This window comes from Chryseobacterium sp. LAM-KRS1, from assembly GCF_013184525.1.
In the GTDB taxonomy this organism is placed as follows: domain Bacteria; phylum Bacteroidota; class Bacteroidia; order Flavobacteriales; family Weeksellaceae; genus Chryseobacterium; species Chryseobacterium proteolyticum.
Map to the genome: position 1 here is coordinate 244161 of NZ_JAAOIZ010000002.1, position 12060 is coordinate 256220.

The window sequence follows — 12060 nt, forward strand, 5'->3', positions numbered from 1 at the left end:
TAGCAAAAATTTTATCCCAACCCACTATTGATCACCTGCTTTGCGTCTTCCTCTTCTGCAGGCAGATAATTAATTGCTACATCCGCTCCTTCTCTTGCATAAGCAATAGCTGCAGCCCGACCAATGCCTGAATCACCGCCTGTGATCAGTGCTTTTCGTCCTTCTAATCTTCCAGAACCTACGTAGCTCTTCTCTCCATGATCGGGTACCGGTGTCATTTTGTTTGCCAATCCGGGAAAAGGTTGCGATTGCTTATTAAAAGGCGGCTTGGGATATTTGTTCCGGGGATCCGTAAGCTCCTTCGCATTCGTTTTTCTTGTAGTAGTGCTTTGTGACTGCGCTAAAGCACCGGGAGCAACGGCTGCCACTGCAACAGTTGCAGCTATTTTTCCGATAGCATCTCTCCTTGTTATTTTACTTTCCATATCAATATGATTTATTTGGTGTTTAAAGAATTTATGATTTGAAAATAAGCAGCAGGACACGCCAATATTAAGTGCGAATTATTGAACATGTTACTGATTGCTCAATTGCCATATACTCTATTATATTCAGTGATAAAAGATTGTAATTGATTCGGTTTAATAATTATAATCTTATTACAATTATTTAGTGAGTATAAGTGTAAAGGTAATAGACTGCTCAACAAAAGTTTATGACACAGATCATAATTCAATTATTGTTCGAAGGAATGATGATTAATTGTTATTAAAATATCCCTTATGATAGACTGTCCAAAGAATACCATATAACCACAAAAAACTAAAATATGATGGAAAAAAATTATAACATAAGATTTTGTTGGCTGCAAGTTGAGCAGAGCCATTATTGAGTATTATGCAAACTTTATCTACCGTATTTGTAGCACTTCCAGAATGTTTATATTAAATAGACTAAAATATCAAACACAACAGATTAAACATAAGAGTTGATAAAGAGATTTTACATTTATAAAAAAAAGACAACTATCAAATAGTTGCCTTTTTTTTGTGACCGCAGAAGGATTCGAACCCTCACTGTCGGAGCCGAAATCCGAAGTTCTATCCATTAAACTATGCAGCCGATCCGTAATAGATTGAAGTAACAAGATCAGAAGGAATTAAACCTTCTTACTCCTATTCTTTAAAGTATTACTAGAAAGTAATCTTTACACCACCCAAAATCTGGGCTCCCAATACTTTATATCCTTTGTAGGTTTGGTAGTTTGAGTTCAGAAGATTATTTCCGGTTGCAAAAATACTGAAATTTTTGTGAAATTTATACTCTGCGGAAAGATTTAAATCTGCATAACCACCAACTTTATCATTAGTGTTCTCTGTAGACTGATACATCATAGCAGGATTTGCCACTCCCTCGATAGAGTAAGAGTTTGTCGTTCTGTCACTTGCAAAAATTCCCTTGAACCCTAGCAATAACTTTTTATCAAGCATTGAATATTTTGCACCAATGCTGGCATTAAATAAAGGAACGTTATAAATATTATCGTAATTCTTCAAATTATACTTTGTGAATCTCAATTCAGCATCTAAAACAAGATTTGCCAGAGGAAAATACTGAATGCTTCCTTTGATATCACTTACATTACCGTCATCGTAAATAGCAGAGAATGTATTCGCAAAATTATATGCAGAACGGTTTAATGTAAAATCATTATTGAAAAGATCATTAGCCTTAAAGAAAAGGATATCTCTCATTTTTCCAAAACCAGCTGAGAAATCATACTTGATTGTTTCATCAATATCCCCTCTTAAACCTGCATAAAAATGATATTTGGTTTCTGTAGGCTTCAACATCTGATCGGAAAGGATAAATGGATTTTGCTGCAGAAGGTCACTGTAAGTGTTTAGTTTTAAACCTCCGTCTACCCCTCCATAGAATTTGAATTCTTTTGAAGCTGCCACCTGGAATTCAGCTTTTGGAAACCAGTAGCTTTTATTGTTTTTTACCTGCTCCATAATGGCACTTGAATTTTTACCATTCAGAAATGCAAATGAAGAACCCACCATTAAATAAGACTCTCCCTTAGTGAAAGTAACTTTCGGATCTAAAGTAGCGTTGAAATAATTGGATGAATTTTTATCCCTGATTTCGAAATCGGTTTTTACGGTTTCTAATCCTACTCCCAAATCAGCATTCATGAGAATGTCATTTTTAGACAATTCTACACCATGTTTTGATAAATTCACCAAAACGGATGCCTGGTTTTCCTGAGCGTCAAAATGATCCTTTAAAAAAGAGGATTTAACCCTTACATCATTTAAGATCTCATTTGAATAGAAATCATAGTATCCGTTCACTTTAAATTGGTTTACCCTCTGCGTCAGATCCACATCTGCTGCAGGTTCCAGAGCATAGATTCCGTAATACCTGTTGTTATCCAATCCATATTGGGCGTTCAAATTGAATTTTCCTTTTTCTCCATAGGAGTTTAAGAAAGTCCCGATAGTGGCAGAACTCTGTTTGGAATCCCATGCATATTCTCTTTTCAGTCCCAATGTTGACAGAAAATGCACATCAGCCCCTACTTCAAACTTATTATCAAGGGTTTTAGAGATATTGGCATCTCCTAATATCTTTCCGAAATTCCCCATCCCAAATTGCAGGTAATTATTTTGAGCAGATCCTTCAAATTTTGGCGTTACATCCTGACCCTGAATTGTGGAAGTTTTAAAGTCTGAAACAGCAGGAACATCTGTAATCCTGTATTGTACAGGATTCTGAGATTTCTCTTCAGGCGGATAGTTCTTAATAGTTTCTATTGAAGTTTTTTTCTTTTCGATCTTTTTAACTTCCGGTTCTCTTTTTTTATTAAGAATCAGCCTTTCTTCCTTGATCTGGGAAAACGCAATCTGCGAAACCCCTAAAAATAATATGGATAATATTTGAATTTTCTTGTTCATTATTGCTTTGTATTTATGTATCTACGGCATATATTAATGAAATAATACCCGTCGATACGACCGTACATTTTCTTTATTTTTTGATCTGTTTTTTCACTTCCTTAGCTTCATTAACAATTTCCGGGAAGTCCTTGTAGTTCGCAATGATCTGATCACAAGTATAACTTGCCTGGTAATTATCTTTTAAACCAATATAGTTTTTCGCCATCAGCACCAATGCTTTAGCTCCCCAATACTCCTCAGAAGAATAGTTATTAGCCAGCTTGAAGATGGTTTCGTTGGAAGATTTGAATGCTTTTCCTTTGTTCTGGTAAAATGCTTTTGCATATAATGCTTCTGCTGCCACCTCAGTATTGGAGGATTTTTCAAGAGAAGCGTAAGCTGCCTGGGCATCTTTATCTTTCGAAGAGTTCATGAGGCTTCTTGCCTTGATTACTTTTGCCGTTTCAATAACAGCAGCAGAGTTTTTAGTATTAGCAATAACATCATTGGCCAGCTTTTCAGCCTGAGAGAAGTTTTTCTCCTCAGCATACATCTTCATTAATTCCACATTCGCGTAGTTTTTAATATTGATATCCGAAGAGTTTTTAATATTCTCTAAATATTTTTTAGCTTCTGCACTGTTCCCCTGCGACACATAAATCTGGGCTAAACGGGTTTGTGCATCATCCTGGTAATCATTCTGAACATTAGCAACTTCCTGAAGTACCAATAACGCTTTTGTTGTATTATTCGTTTGATAATAACTTTCTCCCAGTTCATATTTAGCCTGGAAAAGTCCTTCTCCCGTAGGATTTTGTGTAAGGTATTTCTCATAATAAGAAATGGCATTCTTATAGTCTTTTTTCGAGAAATATTGTTTTCCTGTAGAAAGATTGATCTCATCGATCTCCGAGGCATCTACATTAACCCCAATATTTTTTGCAAAACTTTCGTATCCTGCAACATCTCCATTTTTAGTAAATACAGGTTTAGCCGCCTGAACAATTTTCTGGGCGTATGCGGTATTCTTATACTGTTCTCCCAGCGATTTCAGCTCAGCAATCGCTTTATCGTTCTGGTTCTGATCAATATAATTTTGTGCCCTGTAAATAGATGCGTTAGCAACAAGATCTTTATCTGAAGAGGTTTTAATTACTTTTGCAAAATAATCATTAGAGTTTGTAAAGTCGTCCTGTGCCGCATATGCTGTTCCGATCTCATATTGAGAATCATCGTAATAGTCGGATTGCGGATATTTGGACAGAAGGGATTTTAGCGTATTAATTTTAGCCTGCGTATCCCCTTTAAATCCTAAAGCCATCCCCTTCTGGTATAAGGTATAGTCCGTAGAATCCTCATTTTTATCATAGATAGCGATTGCATCATTCAACTCATTATTTGCATAATGGATATCTGCCAAACGAAGTTCCGCATCATTTTTAAATTCCGGTTTAGGGTTGGTAAGGTATTGTTTAAAGTAGGTTTGGGCCTGATCAAATTTTTTGGATTTGAAATAAGCATATCCAAGATCATAAGGCAGCTGTTGCTTCTCTGGAAAGGTAGCGGTCAGTAATTTTTCATAACGTACAATTGCTGATGGATAATTTCCTTTCTGATAGTAAGTCTGAGCCAGCCAGTAAAGTGCCCTGCTGTTGAATTCTTTATTGATATTGAACGCAAGGCTTCTTAAGAAATATTTTTCTGCCTCATCATAATTTCCTTTGTTGAACTCCTCTGTTCCCAACAGGTAAGAAACCTCCTGATCTACTTTATCAATTTCCGGAGATGAGCTTTGCAACCTGTCGATTGCATTTAATGTTTCCTTGTAATTCCCTGAATATAAATAGGATTTCACCAGCAAAGACCTCATCTCTGAAGCATTATCTGCATTCTGGTTTTCATTGATATAACTCTGGATAACTCCTGAAGGACTTTCAAAAGGGTTTCCGATATCGTAGCTTAATTTTGCGTATTGCTCATGCGCCAGCTTCTTTACTTTTGCATCATAATTCATCTGGTAAGACGATCGGAATGCAGACAATGCTTCCTGTTTTTTATCTACTGCCAGATAAGCATTCCCTAACTGGTAATAAGCATTTTGAGCCAATGCAGAGTTGCTGTTCAGCAATTGATTGTAATAAGAAACCGCTTCATCATATTTCTTCAGCTGAGCAGCTACAAATCCCATTTCATACAAATCGTTCTCAGAAGGACTTTGCTGAACACTCAGGTAATCCTTGAGGTGCGGATATGCGGCAGCATAATCATTCTTCATGAAATAACTTTCCCCAATGATTTTATGAACTTCTGCTTTATAGGAATCAGAAATATTCTCATTCAATAAAAGATTTCCTTCAGAAATTGCTTTATCATAGTCCTTGTCATTGTAGTACATCTGAACGTAATAAGGACGAACCAGCTTTGAATATTTAGGCTGATCTTTTACAGAATCAAAATACTGGAATGCTTTATCATTCTGCCTGTTTGAGTAATACAAATGTCCCAGCATATAAGCAATATCCCCTTTTTGAGATTCATCAGCCGATTTATAGGCTTCTTCAAGCGCATCTATTGCTCCTTTAAAATCTCCGGTAATGAATTTTGCATATCCTAATTTCAGAATATACTGGGTATTTTCTTCTTTTGAAAGCTGATACTGATTCACATTTTTCAAAGTCTCCAGCGCTTTATCAAAATCTTTTTTAGCCAGATAATAATCCGCCAGAGGCAAATTAGCCTGAGCAAAATATGCTGAATGCGGATATTCTTTGATAAAGGCCGTTAAACCTTCTTCAGCATGATTTTTCTGAAGAATAACTCCGATCACATTATCAAAAAACTGGGCTGCTTCTTTCCTGGATCTCGACAGATTTTGATTGTAAAAATATTGTCGGGCGTATTCGTATTGAGAAGCGTTGTATATTTTGGTTTGGTAAAGATTTTCAGCTAGATTGAATCTGTAATTTTCTTTCTGTGTAAAGTATTGAGACTGTTGAGCATCGGAGATTCCGAAATAGATCACAGCAGCCGCTAAAAGTATTTTTTTTGATTTCATTCTTTATGGAATAAAAAAATTAGTCTATTATATCAACGAAAGTATTGAAAACTTATTGCTTAGGCAAATCCCGGCCGGGAGTTTATGGAAAAATATAGAAAATTTAGCTATTTTTTAACATACTTTTATAATTATCATTACATTTGTTTTTTTTCAACTTCAAATATAAATATTGAATGAATCAACTTTTCAGGAGGAAAAACTATTCAGAAACAGATACATCTACCAGTCTTTTAAGAGTTTTAGGTGTTTGGGACATCGTTTTTTTTGGTATTGCAGCCATTATTGGAGCAGGGAGTTTTAGCAGTTTGGGCGAAGCTGTTTTCAGAGGGGGCCCCGGAGTTATTCTTTTATATTTAATTTGTGGTTTTGCTTGTGGCTTTACAGCGCTTTGTTACGCTGAATTTGCCAGCAGAATTCCTACAGCAGGTTCTGCTTACACATATGCTTACGCAAGTTTCGGAGAATTAATTGCATGGATCATTGGTTGGGCATTGATCATGGAGTACTCTTTCGGAAATATCTACGTGGCTTTTTCATGGTCCGATTATTTTACAAGTTTCCTGGGACGTCTGGGTATGCATATTCCCGATTATCTTACCTGCAGCTATACGGAAGCCCAAAAAGCATTTCTCAACGGTTCAGAAAATAAGGAGTTACTCAACGCCTGGAAATCTGCCCCATTAATAGGAAGCTTAAAGTTCATCGTTGATGTTCCTGCCCTTGTGATCAATGGTCTTATAACATGGCTCTGCTATGTGGGAGTAAAGGAAAGTAAAAATTTCAATAATTCATTGGTTATTTTAAAGCTGGCAGTAATTGTTTTAGTAATCCTTGTAGGGTTTTCTTATATCAATACCGATAACTGGACTCCGATAAGCCCTGAAACACAAACTCCATCCTTTATGCCAAATGGCTTTGCAGGAGTTATGAGTGCTGTTTCCGGAGTTTTCTTTGCCTACATTGGTTTTGATGCCTTAAGTGTTCTGTCTGAGGAAACGAAAGATCCTCAAAAAACTTTACCGAAAGGAATGATCATTTCCCTGGTTCTTTGTACAGTGATCTACATTGCCTTAACATTAGTCCTGACGGGAATGGTAGATTATAGAAAATTTGATGGTATCGGCGATCCTCTTTCGTTCATTTTTGAAAAATCAAATGCCAATGTAGCGTGGATGGAACTCGTCGTTTCCTTTGTTGCGATCGTTGCCATTACTACCGTATTACTCGTTTTCCAGATGGGACAACCAAGAATCTGGTATGCGATGAGCCGCGACGGATTGATGCCTGAAAAATTCAAAACAGTACATCCGAAATACAAAACACCATCATTTGCAACGATTGTTACAGGTATTGCCGTAGGAGTTCCTATCCTCTTTACGGACAAGACATTCATTCTTGATTTTACCAGTATAGGGACCATTTTTGCATTCGTTCTTGTTTGTGCAGGAGTTTTAATGCTTCCGGCAAAGGAAAAGATCAAGGGCAGATTTCACCTTCCTTATATTAACGGGAAAATTATATTCCCCGTAATATTTATCGGTGGATTAGTAGGTTTTTATATGTGGCAGCCACAGTTCTTCCACAACCTCATGGATTGGAATGATCCTAAAGAAGGTGAATTCAGGGCTTCAATCTTTGTGTTCATTATTATTAATCTGATCCTTTGTTTCTTTACTTTTGTTAAAAATTTCTCCTTAATTCCTTTGATAGGGTTAAGCTCATGTCTTTACCTTCTTACTGGAATGAGCCATGAAAACTGGTTCTGGTTCGGATTATGGTTCGCTATAGGTTTAGTGATCTATTTTTGCTACGGATATAAAAACAGTAAGCTGGGAAAGGAATCTTCCAGAGACTAATTACAAATAAGCGAAAAGGCTCAATGGCTAAATCGCAAAAAATACTAAAAGGCAAAGTTGCGATTCCGCAGTTTTGCCTTTTATTTTACTCTTAATGCCAGTGATTGATCAGACCTGAAGTCTATTCAGCATTCCTGTATTTTCAATTGTGAAATTTTAAAATTAAATCACGTTCAGGGCAGTTTCACCATTCATAAATCAGCGATTTGATTTCTCACCAAAATTGGCGAACTTATTGCTTTAGATTTTTGGAAACTTAAAAACCATTATACCATGTCTGAAAGAATAAAAACATACAAAGAATTTTATCAGTTTTATCTTACCGAGCACAGTAAAACCGGAACCCGTATTTTTCATTTTCTGGGAACCCTTCTGGTATTTTTAGTTATTGCTTACGTTATCAGTTCAGGAAAGGAAAGGTTCTTATGGTACATTCCTATTTTTGGATATGGTTTTGCCTGGTTCAGTCACGCATTGATTGAAAGAAATAAACCGGCAACTTTCAAATATCCCATATGGTCATTAATTTCAGATTTCCGCTTATTTTTCGAACTTCTGATCGGGAAACAAAAGTTTATCACAAAATAGTCACATTTCATGCACTATCTCAAACGTATAATAAATAATCAGCCCGGGTTTTGCTTCGCAAAACCCGGGCTGATTCAAACTTTTAGTTTTAAACCATTACCCCTTTCTACTTAAACCTCTTTTTAAAACTAAACTTCAGCTGGTTCATCAGTCCCGGTTCGATAATATCAATTCCAAGTCCGAAATTGCTATCAGCAACTGTGTGATGTGCAGCCCTGAATGTTTCAAATTCTTCTTGCGGGATTTCAAGATTGACCAAAGGTTTATAGTCGATGAAAACAGTTGCTCCGTTTTTGGTGATCTTCTTACGGCTTGTATAGTCAAAATATGGGTTATTGATTGTACTTTCCTGAACCGTATATTTTTCCTCCGTATCTATTTTCTGATCCGTATACAGATTGATCTCATATTTTTCCGTATCAAAATTGTGCCAGAAAGGCAAATCTTTATGGAGGAAATCCCTGGCACTGGCTTTGATTACATTCCGGTCAAAATACATTAAAAACCGGTTGTTTTGCGGATCTACATAATAAGGATTTTCAACAGTTGCCTGATATTCGATCTTGAATTCGTTCAGCTTTTTGTCATCACTTATAATTTCTATTGAAGCGTCCTTAAAAATGTTCCTTACATCCATTCCGTTTCTGTCATTGGAATAATTCAGGCTGTAAAACAGGAAATTATTCCAGCTGTCTATCACCTCTCTTTTATTGGTATTTTTAAAATACCTTCTCATAGCGTTAGCCCTGTTGCCTTTGTATACCGTTGTTAGTTTTAATTTCCCGGTCTTATTTTCTGCATTGAACTCTACTTTTTCATCTATACAATAGTATGGATAGCGGAATGGTTTTCTCTGCTGTAATTCCTGATCTCGCTTCACTTCCAGATAGTGCATAAAATAAATAAAGCCCCTGTTTTCAATCATCCCGAACTCATCACGGATTGTAGCATCTATGAAATATTCCTCTCCTTTATAATTGATTTTCACAACCACATGATTGAATGAAAGCAACGAAGGCAAATAATATTTGATATAATAATCCGTATGATAATTAACCAAAACAATGGATGAATCGACTCCAATATAATCCAAAACAACTTTCAGCAAAACACATTTCGCCTTACAGTCCCCTTGTTTATTCTCGTAAGTTACTGACGGTTCCTGAGGCTTGTGACCATTCATTTCATCAGCATTGAATATATAATAGATATTATTCTGAACGTATTCAATGGCAAACTGGAGTTTCTCGTCCTGATTGCTAATTGCATCCAGTTTTTCGACAAGTTTTGGAGCAAAATCTTTTAATGAGGACTTATTATAGATATCTTCATATATAGGAGCAATATAATTGGAAAGATCTTTCCAGTTGCTTTCTGTTGCAAAATCAATGAAAGGAAAAATCTCACGGCTGGCATCTACAGGATTGATGTAATTTTCTTCCTGGATCACAAAACGCTCCCCTTTCTTCAGATGATGAGTTTCAGGTTTTAAAACATTTCCCTGCTCATCTCTGAAAAATACTTTTTTATAGGCAACCGGCTCTTCACGTTCATTAACAAAAGTGAACTGATAACTTCCGTAAGCCCAATAATTATCAGGGCTCACCCATACGTATTTAGAAAATTCCTTCCTTAAAAAATCCCGATCTGTAAAAGCCTTTACCCTGGAATCTTCAAGGATCAGAATATCATAAAGCCTCAGATCTTTTATTGTAATATTAATCTTCTTATTACTGCTTAAGATACCTCCGCTGCTTTGATTTTCACTATCCAGAACCTTAATTTTTGTATCTGGTATTTTATCGATCAAAACGCCTTCTCGTAATACACTGATTCTATGAATATGGTAAACTTCATTTTCTTCGACCACTACATCCATTACTGAAGCCCTCTCCAGATTGGAAGGTTCATTAAGGGTGTAAGCCATGCATACATACTCATTGCTTTCCGAATTGCTCGTGTAATAGATCTTGTCCAGAAAATAGCAATAATCCCGCCCTTCATTAATTTGTTTATTAGAGAAATCCGATTCTCTTATCTTTTCAATAAGCTGTTGATCGTGTACACTTCCCGCCCACGACTCAGGTTTTTGAATTTTGTAATTTTCAATGTGAATTTGATTATCCATATTATTATTTGCTATTTAAAATATTTTGGTTAAAATAATTAACAGAGCGGAAATTAAATAATAAATACATAAAAAGCAAGAGTAGAACTACGACTGTTGCATACATTCTTTCGGCACAATAATTGCCAGTAAGTTTTAAAATTTAGATTTATGAAAAATATGATGACGATTGTAAGAGGAGCGCTTCCTGTATTAGCTTTGGCTGTATTAACACAATGTACAACTTCTGCAAAAGTTTCCAACGGAAATGAAAAGACTTTTATTGTTGGGCCCCAGACTGCTGATTGTACGGGAGTGGCACCTATGAAATGTCTTCAGGTAAAAGAAAATGCTTCAGAAAGCTGGACGAATTTTTATAGCAATATTGAAGGATTTACCTATGAACCGGGTTACGAATATGTTTTGAAGGTAAAGACTGAAAAAATAGAGAACCCTCCTGCAGACGGATCTTCTATAAAATACACACTGATCCAACAAGTTTCCAAAACTAAAAAATAAAAAATGCCTCCTTAAAGGGAGGCATTTTTGTATAGTTGACTTATATTCTAATGTTCATGATCTTTTGGAGGTTGCGGGTATTTTCCCTTGGTTGCCTCTCCCACTGTATTAGCTGTAGTCATAGCAACAACAAGATCATTCAGCATTCCACTCGCTGCTGTAGGAGAATTAGGTAACAATACAAGATTACTTCTGCTGCTAGCCCCCACAGAATGGAGTGTATCATAATGCTGCGTCACTACAATCAGAGCAGATGCTTCATGGGAATTGATATCCACATTGTTCAGCATTCTTACAGATTCCTCAAGACCTTTTGCTATTTCTCTCCTTTGATCAGCAATCCCCTGACCCTGTAATTTTTTTGATTCCGCTTCTGCTTTTGCAACAGCTACAATCCTGATTCTTTGTGCTTCGGACTCATATTCGGCAGCTGTTTTTTCTCTTTCAGCCGCGTTGATCCTGTTCATAGCATGTTTTACCTGTTCATCCGGATCAATATCCGTTACAAGAGCTTTGATAATATCATATCCGTAGCTTTGCATTGCTTCCTGGAGCTCTGCTTTTACAGCAATTGCAATATCATCTTTCTTTAAGAAAACATCATCCAGCTTTAACTTCGGAACCTCAGCGCGTACCACATCAAAAACGTATGAGGTGATCTGGTCGTGAGGACTTTCCAAACGGTAAAATGCGTCGGCAACCTGTGTCCTGATCACCTGAAACTGAACGGAAATTTTCATTTTCACGAAAACATTATCCAAAGTCTTGGTATCTATCATAACGTCCAGTTGCTGAATTCTAAGATTCATTCTTTTAGAAATCCTGTCTAAATATGGTATTTTAAGCTGCAAACCCGCATGGCGCACAGAATGGAATTTTCCTAAACGTTCTACAATAGCTGCAGTTTCCTGTTTTACCGTAAAAAAAGAAGCAAAGAGGGTTACAAGCCCTATAAAAACAATAATGCCTAAATATGTCATAGTTTAATAATTTTAATTGATAGGTCGTATAAGATACGGTTTTGTTATATTTTTTTAACAAAAAAATCAA

At 36.3% G+C, this 12060-nt stretch carries 8 protein-coding genes and 1 tRNA gene; 3 read left to right on the top strand and 6 right to left on the bottom strand.

The features are described 5' to 3' along the window. Positions 1–11: 11 nt before the first annotated feature. The 4 genes from G9C87_RS05015 to G9C87_RS05030 all read right to left on the bottom strand — a co-directional run bounded on the left by G9C87_RS05015 (position 12) and on the right by G9C87_RS05030 (position 5937). A complete protein-coding gene (locus tag G9C87_RS05015) occupies positions 12–425 on the bottom strand; it encodes an SDR family NAD(P)-dependent oxidoreductase (protein ID WP_317168532.1) in 414 nt (137 codons plus the stop codon). 565 nt (positions 426–990) lie between these two features. Continuing rightward, a tRNA-Arg gene (locus tag G9C87_RS05020) sits at positions 991–1062 on the bottom strand. A gap of 71 nt (positions 1063–1133) precedes the next feature. Beyond that, complete coding sequence (locus G9C87_RS05025; RefSeq protein WP_172278774.1) at positions 1134–2900, bottom strand: TonB-dependent receptor; 1767 nt, start codon at positions 2898–2900, stop codon at positions 1134–1136. Between the two features lie 73 nt (positions 2901–2973). Next, positions 2974–5937, bottom strand: a complete 2964-nt coding sequence (locus G9C87_RS05030) for a tetratricopeptide repeat protein (RefSeq protein WP_172278776.1) — start codon at positions 5935–5937, stop codon at positions 2974–2976. A 176-nt stretch (positions 5938–6113) separates the two neighbouring features. Between G9C87_RS05030 and G9C87_RS05035 the strand changes: the two genes are divergently transcribed. Further along, positions 6114–7796 carry an APC family permease gene (locus tag G9C87_RS05035; protein ID WP_172278778.1) on the top strand — a complete coding sequence of 561 codons (1683 nt, stop codon included), beginning with the start codon at positions 6114–6116 and terminating at the stop codon, positions 7794–7796. A gap of 273 nt (positions 7797–8069) precedes the next feature. Continuing rightward, positions 8070–8384: a DUF962 domain-containing protein gene (locus G9C87_RS05040; RefSeq protein WP_172278780.1), complete on the top strand. Its 315-nt coding sequence runs from the start codon at positions 8070–8072 to the stop codon at positions 8382–8384. A gap of 106 nt (positions 8385–8490) precedes the next feature. Here G9C87_RS05040 and G9C87_RS05045 read toward each other — a convergent pair whose 3' ends face one another. Further along, positions 8491–10512 carry a hypothetical protein gene (locus G9C87_RS05045; protein ID WP_172278782.1) on the bottom strand — a complete coding sequence of 674 codons (2022 nt, stop codon included), beginning with the start codon at positions 10510–10512 and terminating at the stop codon, positions 8491–8493. Positions 10513–10662: 150 nt separating this feature from the next. Between G9C87_RS05045 and G9C87_RS05050 the strand changes: the two genes are divergently transcribed. Next, positions 10663–11010: a DUF4377 domain-containing protein gene (locus G9C87_RS05050; RefSeq protein ID WP_172278784.1), complete on the top strand. Its 348-nt coding sequence runs from the start codon at positions 10663–10665 to the stop codon at positions 11008–11010. 47 nt (positions 11011–11057) lie between these two features. Here the strand turns inward: G9C87_RS05050 and G9C87_RS05055 are convergent, their stop codons facing one another. Further along, positions 11058–11990 carry an SPFH domain-containing protein gene (locus G9C87_RS05055; RefSeq protein ID WP_172278786.1) on the bottom strand — a complete coding sequence of 311 codons (933 nt, stop codon included), beginning with the start codon at positions 11988–11990 and terminating at the stop codon, positions 11058–11060. Positions 11991–12060: the final 70 nt, after the last annotated feature.

Bases quoted from the DNA above. Each gene is read 5' to 3' on its own strand.
- G9C87_RS05045 (WP_172278782.1), bottom strand. From the start codon at position 10,512: ATGGATAATCAAATTCACATTGAAAATTACAAAATTCAAAAACCTGAG.
- G9C87_RS05015 (WP_317168532.1), bottom strand. From the start codon at position 425: ATGGAAAGTAAAATAACAAGGAGAGATGCTATCGGAAAAATAGCTGCA.
- G9C87_RS05035 (WP_172278778.1), top strand. From the start codon at position 6,114: ATGAATCAACTTTTCAGGAGGAAAAACTATTCAGAAACAGATACATCT.
- G9C87_RS05040 (WP_172278780.1), top strand. From the start codon at position 8,070: ATGTCTGAAAGAATAAAAACATACAAAGAATTTTATCAGTTTTATCTT.
- G9C87_RS05055 (WP_172278786.1), bottom strand. From the start codon at position 11,990: ATGACATATTTAGGCATTATTGTTTTTATAGGGCTTGTAACCCTCTTT.
- G9C87_RS05030 (WP_172278776.1), bottom strand. From the start codon at position 5,937: ATGAAATCAAAAAAAATACTTTTAGCGGCTGCTGTGATCTATTTCGGA.
- G9C87_RS05025 (WP_172278774.1), bottom strand. From the start codon at position 2,900: ATGAACAAGAAAATTCAAATATTATCCATATTATTTTTAGGGGTTTCG.
- G9C87_RS05050 (WP_172278784.1), top strand. From the start codon at position 10,663: ATGAAAAATATGATGACGATTGTAAGAGGAGCGCTTCCTGTATTAGCT.